General features: G+C 64.3%; 11 protein-coding genes. 6 read left to right on the forward strand and 5 right to left on the reverse strand.

Going from position 1 to position 16165, the window contains the following annotated elements; translation table 11 throughout:
- Positions 1-30: 30 nt before the first annotated feature.
- The 3 genes from KSS90_RS10970 to KSS90_RS10980 form a co-directional block, all read right to left on the reverse strand.
- Entirely contained in the window at positions 31-1308 is a 1278-nt protein-coding gene (locus KSS90_RS10970) for a bifunctional O-acetylhomoserine aminocarboxypropyltransferase/cysteine synthase (RefSeq protein WP_217869387.1), read from the reverse strand.
- A 74-nt stretch (positions 1309-1382) separates the two neighbouring features.
- Entirely contained in the window at positions 1383-2351 is a 969-nt protein-coding gene (locus tag KSS90_RS10975) for an SCO family protein (protein WP_217869388.1), read from the reverse strand.
- 168 nt (positions 2352-2519) lie between these two features.
- Positions 2520-5915, reverse strand: a complete 3396-nt coding sequence (locus tag KSS90_RS10980) for an Ig-like domain-containing protein (protein ID WP_217869389.1) — start codon at positions 5913-5915, stop codon at positions 2520-2522.
- Between the two features lie 243 nt (positions 5916-6158).
- Here KSS90_RS10980 and KSS90_RS10985 point away from each other — a divergent pair, with 243 nt between their 5' ends.
- Both KSS90_RS10985 and KSS90_RS10990 read left to right on the forward strand, forming a co-directional pair.
- Positions 6159-6905 carry a sulfite exporter TauE/SafE family protein gene (locus tag KSS90_RS10985; RefSeq protein ID WP_217869390.1) on the forward strand — a complete coding sequence of 249 codons (747 nt, stop codon included), beginning with the start codon at positions 6159-6161 and terminating at the stop codon, positions 6903-6905.
- Between the two features lie 170 nt (positions 6906-7075).
- Positions 7076-7816, forward strand: a complete 741-nt coding sequence (locus tag KSS90_RS10990; protein ID WP_217869391.1) for a hypothetical protein — start codon at positions 7076-7078, stop codon at positions 7814-7816.
- Positions 7817-7877: 61 nt separating this feature from the next.
- On the opposite strand, the gene KSS90_RS10995 is transcribed toward KSS90_RS10990, so the two are convergent.
- Positions 7878-8795 carry a LysR family transcriptional regulator gene (locus KSS90_RS10995; protein ID WP_102685412.1) on the reverse strand — a complete coding sequence of 306 codons (918 nt, stop codon included), beginning with the start codon at positions 8793-8795 and terminating at the stop codon, positions 7878-7880.
- Positions 8796-8979: 184 nt separating this feature from the next.
- On the opposite strand from KSS90_RS10995, the gene KSS90_RS11000 reads away from it, so the two are divergent.
- The 4 genes from KSS90_RS11000 to KSS90_RS11015 all read left to right on the forward strand — a co-directional run bounded on the left by KSS90_RS11000 (position 8980) and on the right by KSS90_RS11015 (position 14254).
- Positions 8980-10284 carry an MFS transporter gene (locus KSS90_RS11000; protein ID WP_217869392.1) on the forward strand — a complete coding sequence of 435 codons (1305 nt, stop codon included), beginning with the start codon at positions 8980-8982 and terminating at the stop codon, positions 10282-10284.
- A gap of 16 nt (positions 10285-10300) precedes the next feature.
- Positions 10301-11542, forward strand: a complete 1242-nt coding sequence (locus tag KSS90_RS11005) for a Zn-dependent hydrolase (protein WP_217869393.1) — start codon at positions 10301-10303, stop codon at positions 11540-11542.
- The gene (locus tag KSS90_RS11010) at positions 11542-12567 is read left to right on the forward strand and encodes a histone deacetylase family protein (RefSeq protein WP_217869394.1); all 1026 of its coding nucleotides are present in this window, start codon (positions 11542-11544) and stop codon (positions 12565-12567) included. Before KSS90_RS11005 ends, KSS90_RS11010 begins: the two co-directional genes overlap by 1 nt.
- Positions 12568-13039: 472 nt before the next feature.
- Positions 13040-14254, forward strand: a complete 1215-nt coding sequence (locus KSS90_RS11015) for an alpha/beta hydrolase (RefSeq protein WP_217869395.1) — start codon at positions 13040-13042, stop codon at positions 14252-14254.
- A gap of 168 nt (positions 14255-14422) precedes the next feature.
- On the opposite strand, the gene KSS90_RS11020 is transcribed toward KSS90_RS11015, so the two are convergent.
- Positions 14423-15847, reverse strand: a complete 1425-nt coding sequence (locus tag KSS90_RS11020; protein ID WP_217869396.1) for an aminotransferase-like domain-containing protein — start codon at positions 15845-15847, stop codon at positions 14423-14425.
- Positions 15848-16165: the final 318 nt, after the last annotated feature.

Here is a 16165-nt window from a genome sequence, read left to right on the forward strand (position 1 = left end):
GCCGTCGGCATTGGGTGGGGCGCGAGTGGATCAGCCGCGGCTGGCTTCCAGGGCCTGGGCAAGGTCGGCGATGATGTCGTCGCTGTGCTCGATACCAATCGACAGGCGCACCATGTCCCGCGGCACGCCGGCCTTTTCCAGCTCTTCGTCGTTGAGTTGGCGGTGGGTGGTGGAGGCGGGGTGGCAGGCCAGCGACTTGGCATCGCCGATGTTCACCAGGCGCACCACCAGTTGCAGCGCATCGATGAAGCGCGCCCCGGCGGCCTGGCCGCCCTTGATGCCGAACGACAGGATCGACGCCGGTTTGCCGCCGGTGTAGCGCCGGGCCAGGTCATGTTCGGGGTGGTCGGGCAGGCCGGCGTACTTCACCCAGGCCACTTGGTCGTGCTCCTGCAGGTAGCGGGCGACCTTGAACGCGTTTTCGGTATGTCTCTCCATCCGCAGGGCCAATGTCTCCAGACCTTGCAGGATCAGGAAGGCGTTGAACGGCGACAGCGCGGCACCGGTGTTGCGCAGCGGCACCACGCGGCAGCGGCCGATGAAGGCGGCGGGGCCGAAGGCCTCGGTGTAGGTGACGCCGTGGTATGACGGGTCGGGGGTATTGAGCAGGGCGAAACGTTGCTTGTGGTCGGCCCAGGGGAATTTGCCCGAGTCGATGACGATGCCGCCGATGCTGGTGCCGTGGCCGCCGATGTACTTGGTCAGCGAATGCACGACGATATCGGCGCCGTGCTCGAACGGGCGGCAGAGGATCGGCGTGGCCACGGTGTTGTCGACGATCAGCGGCACGCCGTGGCGGTGGGCGGCTGCGGCCAGCGCGGCGATATCGACGATGTTGCCGGCAGGGTTGCCGATGGACTCGCAGAACACCGCCTTGGTACGTTCGTCGATCAGCGCCTCGAGGGCGGCGATGTCGTCGTGGGCGGCGAAGCGCGTGGTGATGCCCTGGCGCGGCAGGGTGTGGGCCAGCAGGTTGTAGGTGCCGCCGTACAGTTTGGCCACCGAGACGATGTTGTCGCCGGCCTCGGCGACGGTCTGGATGGCGTAGGTGATGGCGGCCATGCCCGAAGCCACTGCAAGCGCGCCAACCCCGCCCTCGAGGGCGGCCATGCGCTGCTCGAGCACATCGTTGGTGGGGTTCATGATGCGCGAATAGATGTTGCCGGCCACCTTGAGGTCGAACAGGTCGGCGCCATGCTGGGTGTCGTCGAAGGCGAACGAGGTGGTCTGGTAGATCGGCACGGCCACCGCCTTGGTGGTCGGATCGGGGCTGAAGCCCGCGTGGATGGCGAGTGTTTCCAGCTTCATGCGGTCATTCCTTGAGCGTGGGGTGGAAGCGCTCGAGCATGGGGCGCCGCACGCCTGGCGGTCAAGGCCGAGGTTCAACGTTGGGCCGGGGGGGCCTGGCGTCGTTGCGTCTCTTCTTCCAGATAGCCGAGCAACGCTGCCACTTCGGTTTCGCCCAGGCGCATGTTGGGCATCGCCAGTTGGTTGTACTGCGCGTACAGCAACATCGCCAGGGGATCCCGCTCCGCCAGCATCCTGTCGGGCTCCATCAGCCAACGCTTGAGCCAGGCCTCGTCACGCTGCTGGGTCACGCCGAGCAGCTCAGGGCCGATGCCGTGGGTGGCGCCTGGCTCCGCATCGCCCACGGTGTGGCACGAAGAGCAGCGGGTCCTGAACAGTTGCTCGCCTTTGCTGGGCGGGCGGATGTCGGGGGCCTGGGTGTAATCGCGACGCTGCACGTTGGCGGTTTTCCAGTTGTGCAGGCTGTTGGCCAGGCGGTCGGCGAGGATGTACGGGCTTTCGAAGGGCGAGGCTTTCATCCAGCGGCCGGTGGCCTGGTTGCCGATGATCAGGCTGAGGTTGTGGTCCTTGCTGCGGCCGTTCTCCAGGCCTTCGATGTACAGCCCGAGGCTGCGGCGCAGTTGCTCGATATCGGCGGCCTCGCCGGTGAGCAGGGTCCAACCGGGGCCGATGGCGAACTTTTCCGCGTAGCGCTTGAGGGTGGCGGGGGTGTCGTTGTAGGGATCGATGCTGATCGAGTAGATGAAGATGTCCTGGCCGACGCGTTCGCCCAGCAGCTTCTGGACCTGGCGCAGGCGCGCGGTCTCCACCGGGCAGGAGTCGCCGCAGCCGGTGAAGATGAAATTGATGGCCACCACCTTGTCCTTGATCAGGTCGTCGAAGAAGCGCACCTGTTGGCCGTCCTGGGTGAGCAGCGGGATATTGGGGAAGTAATCGGCGCCCCAGGGGGTGTCGGGGTCAGCGCTGGCGCTGGTCGGGGGCAGGGCGCAAGGCAGGCTGAGGATGATCAGCAGGGGGAGCAGCAGGCGCCAGGTGTGGGGCATGGTCTTAGCCTCTTGGATATCTGATGGGGCCTGCGATGCAGGCCATCGCTGGCAAGCAGCTCCCACATGTACAGCGCCGATCACAAGGCATGCGCAATACCTGTGGGAGCCGGCTTGCCGTGACGACGAACCGCGGCGAAAGGGGCGCAGCGCGCCCCCGGCCTTCTTTCACTTGATGCTCAGCGGTGCCGTCACGCTCTGCCCCAGCGCCGATTTGACCGTTACCGTCGGTGGCGATGCCGGGCCGCTGCCGGTGGTGGTCACCGATAGTTTCCAGCGCGCGCCGCTGCCGCTGGCGCTCAACGTCGCCAAGCCCAGGTCGAGCGGCCCGCTGGTGGTGTCGGTGGTCACCCGGATGCTGTTGCCGGCGGCCACCGAGGTGGTGCCGGAGATCTCCCAGGTCCAGCGGCTGTTGCTGCGTAACTGCACCGAGGCGCTGCTGACCTGAATCTGGTCCATCGGCACCGCGGGCGAGACCGCGATGCTCACCGTGGCCGGAGCCAGGGATTCGAGGCCCTTGGCGTCGCGTGCGGCGTAGGTGAAGCTGGCGGTGAACGCCGTGGCCACGCTGTCCGGTGGGGTGTAGGTGACCTGAGTGCCGTTGCTGCTGACCGTACCCTGGCCGGAGTCGGGCTGGGCCAGGCTGCTGACGCTCAGCGGCAGGTTGCCGTCGGGGTCGCTGTCATTGGCCAGCACGTTGAGCACGATCGGCCTGCCGGCCATGGTCGCGGCGCTGTCGTTGACCGCCACCGGCGGCTTGTTACTGTCGTTGCCCGGGCCGCTGCTCGCGGTGCGGAAGGTCGGCAGGGCGGCAGAGTTGACGTATTCCACGCCATCCCAGCCGGGCAGCGGCGTCGGCATCATCTGGAACTGCCCAGGGTGTTCCAGGTCCCAGCGCAGCAGCATCGAGGTGTCTTCGTGCTGGGTGTTGTGGCAGTGCTCCATGTAGGTGCCGGCGAACTCGCGGAAGCGAATGGCCATTTCCACTTCTTCCGACGAGTCAGCATCCGGGCCGATGCGGTAAACGTCCTTGCGCGCCCATTTCTCCCATTCCGGCGGCGCCTTGCCGTCACGGCTGAGGATCACCCCTTCCTCGAAATGCACATGCACCGGGTGGCTCCAGCCGTTGCCGCCGTTCTTGATCTTCCATACTTCCAGGGTGCCGTCGCCGCTGAAGCCGCCGTCGGTGGCTTCGTTGGCCAGTTGCGGGGCGGCGCTGATGCGCCGTGGGTCCATGGTGTAGCCGAAGCCGCCGTCGGTCTTGACCGTCCAGGGGGTGCTGTCGGTGCCGTCGGAGCGGCCGAAGATGAACTCGCGGTGGCGGGCGGCCTTGATCTTGGTCTGATCGCTGGCGCTGTTGCGGTCGATCGCCAGGGGGATCATCACCAGGCCCGCAGCCTTTCCGGGCTTGGCCGGTTCGTACAGCGTCGGGTCCATGCTCACGTCCTGACCGCTGTAGGGCTGCACGATCATTTGCATGAACTTGCCGACCACCGGGTCGCCGCCATCCCATTCCGGGCCTTTGCTGGTCTGCCTGATCACCGCTTTGTACTTGCCTGACAGCACGTCGGCCAGGGGAATGACTTGCTTCGGCCCCTTGCCGGTGTCGTGTTCCATCAGGTTGACGAAGTACAGCTTGTCACCGACGTTGATCCCGTTTTTCGCGAAGTTGACGATGATGTCGTAGCGCTCGGCAATACCCTGTAGCGGCAGGATGGCGTTGTTGTCCTGCAGGTTGCCGTCGCCGTTGAGGTCCAGGGTGCCGTCGAACGGCACGGCGTGCTCCATGATGTTGCCGTCGTTGGCGATCATGTGGAACGGCACGCGGTTGTAGGAGAGGTTGGAGCCGCTCGGGCCCTTGAACTCGCCACTGTTACCGGCGATTTCACGCACCACGGCGAACTTGAAGTAGCGCGATACCGAGCCGTTGAGGATGCGAAAACGATAGCTGCGCGCACGCACCTTCAGCTTGGGCTGGTACTGCCAGTTGACCAGGATCTGGTCGCCGAGGAAGCCGTCGGTGTTGAACGGGTTGAACCACAGTTGGCCGTTGGCGTCCCAGGCCTTGTCGGCGATCACCAGGTTGACGTCGTAGTCACGGTTGCCCCACGGCATCGCCGCGCCGCTGGGGAAGCGCAGGTTGACGCCGTCCTGCAAGGCCTCGTTGCCGCGGTCGATGGCCGAGTAGTAGTTCATCATCACCGCGTTGCCCTTGTAGACGTTCTGTGCGGTGAAATCGAGCATGTGGTCGTGGAACCAGTGGGTGCTCATGGTCTCGCGCCAGTCGCCGCGGATCTTGATACTGCCGTTCTCGCAGGTCTTGAGCCCTGGCGAGGCGTCGTTGACGAACAGGGCTTCGCCCGGTGCGCAGGGGAAGGCGGCGCGCGGGTCCTGGGCGCGGGTGTTGATGGTGTCGTAGCCGGCCAGCTGGATCGGCCAGCGGTAGTCGTAGTACTGGCCGGGGAAGAAGTAGGCATTGGCGAAGCCGTCGCTCTCGGCCGGCGAGTGGCCGTTGTGCTCGTGGGTAGAGATGGTGTGCAGGCCGAAGCCGTTGTTGGCCGACGGGTCGATCGGCAGGGCGTTGTAGTGACGCATCAGCACTGGCTGACCGTAGCGCACCATCAGCAGCTTGACCGGGAAGGTGCCATCGAAGGTCCACAACGCCTTGTGGCCCTGCAAGGGCATCTTCGGATGGAAGCGGGTGTCGATGCCCTTGGTGGTGCCCAAGGTGGTGGGGATGTCGGAGGTCTGGTAGTACAGCCCGCCCGGGGCGAACTCGCCCTTGGCGTAGTTGTGCAGCTGCTTGCGGTCGCGCAGGCCCTGGTTGATTCGCGCGCCGGCCTGCGCGGTCTTGAATGCGGCCTGGGGGTAGAACTCGTTCCAGCGCTGGTGCGACCAACCCTTTCCTGGTGGGCGACCCTCGGCGGGCGAGCCGACCCCGCTGCGGTTGAGGAACATCTCGATCTGCGCTTTCCACGGGTTGCGGTCGAGCACGTTGGCGTACTGCGACGGGAACGGTGTCAGCCCCGGCTGGGTCAGGAAGGCCTCCAAGGCGTTACCGTTGGGGCTGCTGCGGGCGGCGTAGTCGGGGTCCTGCGCGGGGGCCGCGCCGATCACCGGTGGCGGGAAGGTCATGGCGTAGGGTGGGGTGGCCGGGTCGAGTTTCTCCGGACCGAATTCTTCGAACAACAGCAGCTGCTGGGTGAACGGCTCAGCGCCGAACAACGGGCTGGGTTTGCCGTTGGTGGGGTATTTGCGCGAGGTCTGCTGTGCCGGGGGCAGCACGTTGTTGCTGGTCACCGTGGCGCGGGTGCCGTAGACACCGTTGCTCAGCTCGAGCGAGCCCTCGTTGGCCTCGGGCATGTTCTTCAAGGCCTCCAGTGCCGCCGCCTGGGCCACTGGATCTGCGGCAGGGTCGCTAAAGGCGGATGGGTCGGTGGGTGGTGGTTGGCTCACGTCGTCGAGCGACCCGGCGAACACATTGGCCAGCCCCAGGCTGAGCAGCAGCGCCGTGAGGGAGGACAACCTGAGCACCTGGGTCGATGTCGCAGCTGGTTTCTTCATTGCCGTATGCCCCGTGTTGTACCGACTGGCATCTGTTGCCACCGATGGGTGGCGATGTGCCTTGCACAGGGCCTCAGCAACGGCTGTGCCAAGCGGTAAATGGCCAAACGCCAGTTGTTTCAAGATGTTGCGGGGTTGCGAACGATTACGCTCAGGTCCTGGCCGCAAACCTGGGGCTGGACACCCATTGCTGGGTGGGGAATGCTCCCCAGCCAATGTCACCGTTCATTGCCGGGAGCCCGTATGGATCCGCTCTACCTCATCGCCCTTGGCGCCATCGTTGCGGGATTCGTGCAGGGCCTGTCGGGCTTCGCTTTCGGCATGGTCGCGATGTCGTTCTGGGCCTGGGGGCTGGAGCCGCGGGTGGCGGCGGTGCTCACTGTGTTCGGCAGCCTCACTGGCCAGCTGATCGCCGTGTTCAGCGTAAGGCGAGGCTTCAGCTGGGCGCTGTTGTGGCCTTTCGTGCTCGGTGGCCTGGCCGGCGTACCCTTAGGGGTGTGGGTGCTGCCTTACTTGGACATGCTGTGGTTCAAGGCGGTGTTCGGCACGCTGCTGGTGGTGTGGTGCCCGTTGATGCTGGTGGCGCCGCGTTTACCACGGGTGCGGGCAGGGCGCCTGGCCGATGGCGCGGTGGGCATGGTGGGCGGGGTGTTGGGCGGTATCGGCGGTTTCACCGGCACGGTGCCTACGCTCTGGTGTACCTTGCGTGGCTTCGAGCGCGACACCCAACGGGCGGTGATCCAGAACTTCAACCTGTCGATGCTGGCGGTGACTTTGCTGACCTACGTGGGCAGCGGGCTGGTGACCGCGGTGCTGCTGCCGTCGTTCGCGGTGGTGGCATTGGCGATGGCGCTGCCGACGGTGTTGGGCACGCGATTGTACCTGGGGATCAGTGAACTGGCGTTCCGCCGGATCGTGCTGGGGCTGCTGACGCTGTCCGGGGTGGCGATGCTGGTGGTGGCGGTGCCGGGGTTGCTGGCGCGGGGGTGACGAAGCCGAGCGCACTGGGATACATGAGCATTCCGAGCCCCATTTCAACGCAGTATGGGTGAGTGCAGACACATTTCGTACAGAGCCTAAGCCCTTGCCCGAAACCGGTGTTCTTGGCACCCTTGCCTGCCTTGCGTCTCGTCACGCCCGTCAAACAAGGAACCTTCAAGGTGAGTTGGGAAAAAGTCGGTAAATCCCTGGTGGGCCTGCTGGCCCTGGTCGCCGTCGCCGCCACGCTGTATGTGGCGTTGCGAGAGGACGACCGGCTGCAGGCGCGCCTGACGTACGCCCATCTCACCTATCCGGGCCAGTTCAGCGAGCGCATCAGCCAGGCCAATGACCTGCTCAAGTACGAACGACTTCACACGCAGATCAGCGAGATAAGCGCTGGCGCCCTCAGCCATTCACAGATCGACAAGTTGGTGGATCTGGCCCAGGCCCCGTACCTGCAACTGTTTGCCAGGCCCTTCGAGGCCGGCCTGGTGGATCACCGCACCGGTCTGCTGATCGAGCTGTCCAACCCCGCCCGTGTGCCGCTCAAGGCCGTACACATCCGCCTGCCGGCCAAGGGGCTGGTGCAGGTGCGCGATGCGGCCGGCAACGACACGCTGGTGCCGACACCGACCAGCAGCATCGACCTGCCGGCCATCGATGGGGTGAGCGAGAGCAAGGTCTGGGTGTACTTCGATGCTGACTATTCGCAGATCCGCCAGGGTGGGATCAGTATTCGCGATGCCGATGGCAGTGCCGACATCCAGGTGGTTCGTGAAGTGACGGGGTTCCCGGCGCTGCTGGCGCGTTACAGCCAGGTGGTGGTGGCGGTGTTCGCCGCGCTGGGGCTGGGGTTGCTGGCGCTGGCGTATGCCTGGTTGGGGCGGGCGCGGGCGGTGAGGGTGTCGCATAGCCTGTAGGCGGTGAACCGCGAACCTGGCAAGCCTACCGCTCGGCAGCTGATCGGCTACAGGATTGCAGCTAGATCACAGGCGTGGCGGCCGACAGCAAGGCCTCGATGAACAGGCTTTCCGCTCGGCTCATGCGTTGGTCCTTGTTCCACAACAGGTGTATATCGACGTCGGCAATGCCCTCCTGCGGCGGCAGTTTCCACAACAACCCTGCATCCACATCCGGCGCCACCACATGCTCGGGCAGGCAGCCGATGCCGAAGCCGGCGATCACCAGGCGGCGCACCTCTTCCAGGCTCGGTGACGAGGCGACGATGCGCCCGGCGAAGCCCTGCTGGTCGCGGAAGATGGTCAGCGGTGAGAGCATGCCGCCAATCTGGTCGCTGGTGAAACTGACGAAATTCTCCCGCTGCAGGTCGCCTTCGGCCTGGCCGAACAGCGCGTGGTGCTTGCCGCAGAAGAATGCGTAACGCTGGCGCAGGAACAACCGCTGCTCCAGCCGTGGCTGGGGCCGGCGGTTGAGGCTGAGGCCGGCGGTGGCGGTTTTTTCCTGCAGGGCGGCGACGATGTCGGAGCTGCGCATCACGTCGATCTCCAGCTCCACCCGCGGGTGCTGGCGATGGAAGTCGGCGAGGAAGTCGTCGAAGCGTTCGCTGACGATACGGCTGATCATCAACAGGCGCACCTTGCCCACCAGTTCGTCCGCCGGTTGCTCCAGCAGGCCGCCGATCTGCGACATCTGCCCGTACACCTCGCCGGCCAGCTGGAACAACTGCTCGCCCACCTCGGTCAGCACGAAGCGCGGCCCACGGCGGGCGATGAGCTGGCGCCCGAGTTGCTCCTCGAGGCGCTTGAGCGCCTGGCTCACGGCGGGCTGGGTAAGGTGCAGGCGGGCAGCGGCGCGGCTGATCGACAGTTCCTGGCCGATGACGCGGAAGGTGCGCAGCAGGTTCCAGTCGAGGCGGTCGTTGAGCAGGCGGTCGGGCATGGTCGGGCTCGATGATAAGCGTAGTTAATAGTTCGAATAATAAATAGAAAATTGAATTATAGGCGCCCGCGATGAATGATCTCCAGCAGTGCGGGCCTCTTCGCGGAGCCCGACCCAGGCGCCGCCAGAGCGCCACCGTGACCCGAACCACTCCTGCCAGAAAAACAACCAAAGGAGCCACCCCATGAAGCCCGCCGCTTCGCCCCAACCGCGCCGTGCCGCCGCCGCCGCGTTCATCGGCACCATGATCGAGTGGTACGACTTCTACATCTACGCCACCGCCGCCGCGCTGGTGTTCGGTGCCTTGTTCTTCCCCTCCGACAACAGCCTGTTCAGCACCATGGCTGCCTTCGGCACCTTCGCCGTGGGCTTCTTTGCCCGGCCCTTGGGCGGCATCATCTTCGGCCATATCGGCGACCGTATCGGGCGCAAGAAATCGCTGATCATCACCTTGCTGATGATGGGCGTGGTCACCGTCGCCATCGGCCTGCTGCCGACCTACGCGCAGATCGGCGCCAGTGCGCCGGTGCTGTTGATCCTGTTGCGCGTGGTCCAGGGCATCGCCGTGGGTGGCGAGTGGGGTGGGGCGGTGCTGATGGCCGGGGAGCATGCGCCCAAGGGCCGGCGCAACTTCTTCGCCTCGTTCGCCCAGCTGGGTAGCCCGGCAGGCCTGATCCTGTCGCTGCTGGCGTTCAGCGCGGTCACCCGCCTGCCGGAAGACGACCTGATGAGCTGGGGCTGGCGCCTGCCGTTCCTGGCCAGCGCGCTGTTGCTGCTGGTGGGCCTGGCAATCCGCCTGGGGGTCAACGAGTCGCCCGAGTTCCTCGCCAGCCGCGAGCAGGCCGAGCAGACCCGGCGCAAGGAGCAGGCACCGGTACTGGAAGTGCTGCGCAGCGCCTGGCGGCCGCTGCTGCTGTGCATCGGCGCCAACACCCTGGGCATCGCCGGGGTCTATTTCACCAACACCTTCATGATCAGCTACACCACCCAGCAGTTGCACCTGGAGCGCTCGCTGATCCTCGAATGCCTGTTCTTCGTGGCGATCATCCAGTTCTGCGTGCAGCCGTTGGCGGCATGGCTGTCGGAGCGGCTTGGCGCCACGCGCTTCCTGGTCCTGATGGCGCTGCTGGCGATGGCCTCGCCGTACCCGATGTTCGTGCTGGTGAGCAGCGGCGAAGGCCCGCTGATCGTGCTCGGCATCGCCCTGGCGGCGGCGTGCATGGCCTCGTTCTACGCAGTGATCGCAGGCTACGTCAGCGGCATGTTCGCCACCCGCGTGCGCTACACCGCCATCTCCCTTGCCTATCAGGTGTGTGGCGCCATCGCCGGTGGCTTGACCCCGCTCATCGGCACCTGGTTGGCCCACAGTTTCAGCGGCCAATGGTGGCCGATGGCGGTCTTCTACAGCCTGATCGCCTGCACTTCCCTGGTCTGCGTGCTGGCGCTGGCGCGCCGCTACGCCCTTGGCCGGCAGCTCGAGCTGGCCTGAATCTGGAGTATCCGCAATGTTGAAAAGCAATGGCGATCGCCTGTGGGCGAGCCTGATGGCCATGGCCGAGATCGGCGCCACCGCCCGCGGCGGCAGCTGCCGCCTGGCGCTGAGCGACGAGGACAAGGCCGGGCGTGAACTGTTCGGCCGCTGGTGCCGCGAGGCCGGGCTGAGCCTGAGCGTGGATGCCATCGGCAACCTGTTCGCCCGCCGCGAAGGCAGCGACCCGCACGCCGCGCCGGTGATGATGGGCAGCCACCTCGACACCCAGCCCGAGGGCGGTCGTTTCGACGGCGTCTACGGCGTGCTGGCCGGGCTGGAAGTGGTGCGCCGCCTGAACGACCTGGGTATCCGTACCCGCAAGCCGCTGGAAATCGCGGTGTGGACCAACGAGGAGGGCGCCCGCTTCACCCCGGCCATGTTCGGTTCGGCGGTGTTCACCGGCACCTTGCCGCTGGCCCAGGCCCTGGCGATCCGCGATGCCGACGGCATCAGCGTCGCCGATGAACTGGCGCGCACCGGTTATGCCGGCCAACGCCCGCTGGGCGGCAAGGTGGACGCCTATTTCGAGGCGCATATCGAGCAGGGCCCGATCCTCGAGGACAACGCCAGGAGCATCGGTGTGGTCAGCGGCGGCCAGGCGATCCGCTGGCTCGACGTGACCGTCGAGGGCATGGCCGCGCATGCCGGCACCACGCCGATGAAGCTGCGCAAAGACGCCTTGTACGGCGTGGCACGGATGATCCAGGCCATCGAACAGCTGGCCAGCGACTTCGCCCCCGAGGGCCTGACCACGGTCGGTGAGCTGAGCATCGCCAAGTCGTCGCGCAACACCATTCCCGGCCTGGTGCGCTTCACCCTTGACCTGCGCCATCACCGCGACGAGGCCATCGACGCCATGGAGCGCGATATCAGCCTGCAGTTGCAGGCCATCGCCGGCCAGCGTGGCCTGGCGGTGCGCATCGAGCGCCACTGGGTCAGCCCGGCCACCCCGTTCGACGCCGACTGCGTGGCCGCCGTGCAACAGGCGGTGGATGGCCTGGGCTACAGCCAGCAGTCCATCGTCAGTGGCGCAGGTCATGATGCGATCCTGCTGGCGCGCTACTGCCCCACGGCGATGGTGTTCATCCCCTGCGTCGGTGGGCTGAGCCACAACGAGGCCGAGGATGTGCTGCCCGACGATGCCCGCCAGGGCGCTGACGTATTGCTCAACGCCGTGCTGGCCCGTGCCGGCCAGGTTGCCGAAGGAGAAGCCTGATGCGCTGCTATTTCCACCCTGAACAATTGCTCCACCACCCGCGCAGCTACTATTCGCGCGGCGCCATGCGCACCCCGCAGGAAGTCCCCGAGCGCGCCCAGCGCCTGTTGCAGGCCGCCAAGGACCTTGGCTTCGATATCCGCAAACCCGAGGATGCCGGCCTGGCACCGCTCAAGGCGGTGCATGGCGAGGCCTACCTGGCGTTCCTCGAAGAAGCCCATGCGCGTTGGAAAGAAGTGCCGGAGGACTGGGGCGACGAGGTGATGTCCAACATCTTCGTCCGTGAACCCAACGCCCTACGCGGCATCCTTGCCCAGGCCGGGCGCTATTTGGCCGATGGCAGTTGCCCGGTGGGCGAGCATACTTGGCGCTCCGCCTACTGGTCGGCACAGAGCGCCGTCGCCGCGGCCCAGGCCATCCTTGACGGCGAACCCGCCGCCTATGCCCTGTGCCGTCCGCCGGGGCACCATGCCCGGTACGACGCTGCCGGTGGCTTCTGTTATCTGAACAACGCCGCCGTCGCGGCCCAGGTGTTGCGCGGCCGCTATCAGCGCGTGGCGATCCTGGATACCGACATGCACCACGGACAGGGCATCCAGGAGATTTTCTACGAGCGGGACGACGTGCTGTACGTCTCGGTGCATGGTGACCCGACCAATTTCTACCCAGGAGTGGCGGGCTTTGCCGACGAGCGCGGCAGCGGAGTAGGCGAGGGCTGCAATCTCAACCTGCCGGTGGCGCACGGGGCGAGTGAAGCGGACTTCATGGCGCAGCTGGAGGTTGCGTTGCAAGCGGTGAAGGACTTCGGCGCCGAGGTGCTGGTGCTTTCGCTGGGCTTCGATATCTACGAGTTGGACCCGCAGAGCAAAGTGGCGGTGACTACCGAAGGGTTCACCCGGCTGGGTGAACAGATTCGTGGGTTGCGTTTGCCGTGCCTGATCGTGCAGGAAGGCGGGTACCACCTGGAGAGCCTTGAGGCGAATGCGCGGGCGTTTTTTACTCGATGTCGCTGGACCACAGAGTAGTGCCAATAAGGGTATGTGCCAACGCTGCTTCACGTCGAGTCAACACAGTTGGCCCGTGCGCGCAGAACGCTGTCCGGTGCCATAGATTCATTGCACTTACGATTGGCAAGTAGAGATTTGGCTGCGGTTTCAGACAGCCCTTCAATACTCTCTGGAATGTCTGGGATGCATTGTCAGTGGCCTCACTTACAGGCTCTAGACGAATTTTGTTGGCACATTCCTATAGTCCTGCATGTCCCTCCACGATCAATGGAGGGATCTATCTCCCGAAAGCGACTGCTATTTTTTGCATTCTTGCGTCATGATCTCTTTAATCGAATGGGATCGGGAGGTGCTTTGCCCACGTCTCATGTGACGGCAAGCTCGACTGCCGGATGTCGTGCAAGCATGACTCCACCGCGTCAGGGTATCGAAGTACCAGCGTGGTGCGAGCCCCCTGGAGGGGCGCCGAAGGGATGGAGCAGATGGACTTATGGAGCAGCGAATGGCGTGTAGGTTGTTCAAAATAGGGGTGGCCGTGATCTGGTCAGTGAGCTTGATCGGTTGCCAAACACTCGTAAAGGACCAAGGAGTCCTGAGGGTCGATTCATCACAGGGTATCCACTCTATTTTGTCTCAAACCCTTCTTTCTGCAGGTGGTCAGAAAAATGGTGCCCTCTATACCGCCGGCGCTATGGCAGGGTTTGCAAAAAGTTTCCAGCCAGCAAAATACAAGGTGGTCCGGGTGCGCTACGCTACCGACAGGCGGGCGGTCGAATCTAACTCTGATGAGGTATTTGGCGGGGAACCAGGCACCATGAGCTACGGCTCCTGCCATGTAAGTATTCCTTCTGTCCACCGAATTGGCGAGATAGAGTCCCCCTCTTTATTGAAGTGGGAGTTCACTGAAGACCCCAAGAAACACGTGGTTGTGTTGCGCACAGAACTTGAGCCGGCAGCCTCTTTTTTTGAGGGTATCGCTAGTGACATCAGTGCCACGCCTGAACAGTCTGCGTTGATTTTCGTACACGGCTACAATGTGTCCTTCGTGGACGCGGCCAGGCGTACAGCGCAAATGGCGGACGATTTGCAATTCTCTGGCGTCCCGGTGTTCTTCAGTTGGCCCTCCAGAGCCAAGTATCAGTCGTACACCGTGGATGAGAGGAATATCGAGTGGGCGGAGCTCGATATCAAAGACTTCCTTAGAGACTTCATGGAGAAAACGAAAGCTACGCATGTTTACCTGGTCGCGCACAGCATGGGGACTCGGGGGCTGACCCGCGCACTTGCGGCGTTGAGCACTGAGCGTCCTGAGCTCCTGGAAAAGATCAAAGGTCTTATTTTGGCTGCACCGGATATCGACGCAGAGGTTTTTAGACGTGATATTGCACCGAAGCTGGTTTCGCAAGGGCGGAGCTTTACTCTTTATGCGTCATCAAATGACAAGGCGCTTCGTGCGTCAAAGATGATTCATGGATATTCACGAGCGGGCGAGTCAGGCAAGGGTATTGTTGTTGTGGATGGCATGGATACGATTGATGCGTCCAAGGTGGATACAGATTTGGTAGGTCATTCATATTTTGGTAGTACAAGAACAATCATCACGGATATGCACTATCTTTTTCGTGGGGCTCCCCCTCCGGATAAAAGATCCGGTCTGGAATCGATTGGCGTGCCGCCGGATAAATACTGGTATATCAAACCTTGATGGTAGACACGGCCAGGCTGGCTAAGCCTCTCGCTTTTTCAACGGCGTGAGGCTCCAAACATGTGTGGGTGCCACTGACCAGGCCAATCACAACGGGGTGGAATCCGTATAGCGTTCAACATGATTGTGCTGCAAGGAACGGTCAAATCTCTACATGCGTGACTTGCCTTAAGTTGCGCCCCGGCGTACATGCTTCACCAACACCTTCTCCAGCAACTCCCACATCGCAGGGTCGGTACTGAACGCCACGTTGAAGCGCATCCACCCGGTAGCCTTGGCATCGACCATGAACAACTGCCCCGGCCCGAGCATGATGCCTTTCTCCATGGCATCGTCCAGCAGCGCGGCGCTGTCGGGGATGGCCGGATGCCGGGTCCAGATGTACATCCCCTCATCCGATTCGATGAACAGCTCGAAACCCAGCCGATGCAGGTGCCGGCCCACTTCCTGGTGCGCCTCGGCCAGGCGCTGGCGCAGGCGCTTGAGGTGCTTGCGCCAGCGGCCGTCGATGATCGCGGCGTACACCACGCGCTCCATCACCTGCGAGGTGGTCAGGCCCGAGCGCATCTTCAGGTGCAGCAGTTGCTGGGTCAGTTCGGGGTTGGCCAGCAGGTAGCCGACGCGCACGTTGGGCGAGATGCTTTTCGAATAACTGCCCACGTACACCACCTGCTGCAGGTGATCGAGGCTCGCCAGGCAGGGCAGCGGGTCGGCGATCATGTCGGCGTAGAGGTTGTTCTCCACCAGGCGGAAGCCATGCTGGCTGGCCAGCTGCAGCAGGCGGTGCAGCTGCGCCAGCGGGGTGCGCGAGCAGGTCGGGCTGTGCAGGTGCGGCTGGGTGAAGAAGGCCGTGGGGCGGTGGTGGGCCAGGAGGCGCTCGAGCTGGTCGAGGTCATAGCCGGCCGGGGTGCGCGGCACGCCCACCAGGGTGGCGCCCTGGGTGCGCAGGATGCTCATCAGGTTGGGGTAGCCGGGGTCGTCCACCAGCACCACGTCGCCGGGGCGCACCAGGGTACGCACGGCCAGGTCCAGGGCCTGGCTGGCACCGTGGGTGAGCATGAGTTGCGCCGGGTTGGCGACGATCGACAGTTCCTGCTGCAGGTTCTGCGCAGTCAATGCGCGCAATTCCGGCAGGCCCATGGGGTCGCCGTAGCCGGACAGCTCCAGCGGGCTACCGGCGACCTGGCGCAGGCCTCGGCGCAAGCCTTCCTCGTACATCCAATCGTTGGGCAGCCAGCCGCAACCCGGTTTGAACGGCAGCTGGCGGATCTCGAAGATCTGCTGCAGGTACCACTCAGAGTTGAAGGTGGGGCGGCTGGTATCGGCCTCGACGCTGTGCTTGTCCAGCAGCTCGTTCGCCGCACGATTGACGAAGAAGCCCGCATTGCCCTTGCTCACCAGCAACCCCTGGGCCACCAGGCGGTCGTAGGCCTCGACCACGGTGAAGGTGCTCACCGAGTAGGTCGAGGCGAACGCCCGGATCGACGGGACCTTCGCCCCGGGCTTGAGGGTCTGGTCGTCGATCAGCGCGCGCAAGCCGTCGATGATCTGGTTGACCAGCGGGGTGGAGGAGTCCGGATGTAGCTGGAGCATTCGGGGGCCTTCAGGTGTGCGGGACGCCAGGCGCCTGCGGGGCACAGCGGGTGTATTGCATCGGCGGCCTGTACAGTGCAGTGCGTTTTTCATGCCGCTGTGCATGGCTCAATGTGTTCGACATTTTTACATTACGTGTCAGATATAGCCAACACAGCACATGACAGCGCCATGAATAATCACAACATCGCTGCTTTACCGTCGAGGTCCGCCTCGCACCTTCTTCCCGCGTGGCCGGACGCTGCTCGTCCGTCCCCAGCATGGTTCAGTTCGTCCAGAGGGTCGCCTCTGGCCGCGTAAGCAGGCCGCCACGGATGG

The sequence above is a fragment of the Pseudomonas maumuensis genome, from assembly GCF_019139675.1.
GTDB classification, from domain to species: domain Bacteria; phylum Pseudomonadota; class Gammaproteobacteria; order Pseudomonadales; family Pseudomonadaceae; genus Aquipseudomonas; species Aquipseudomonas maumuensis.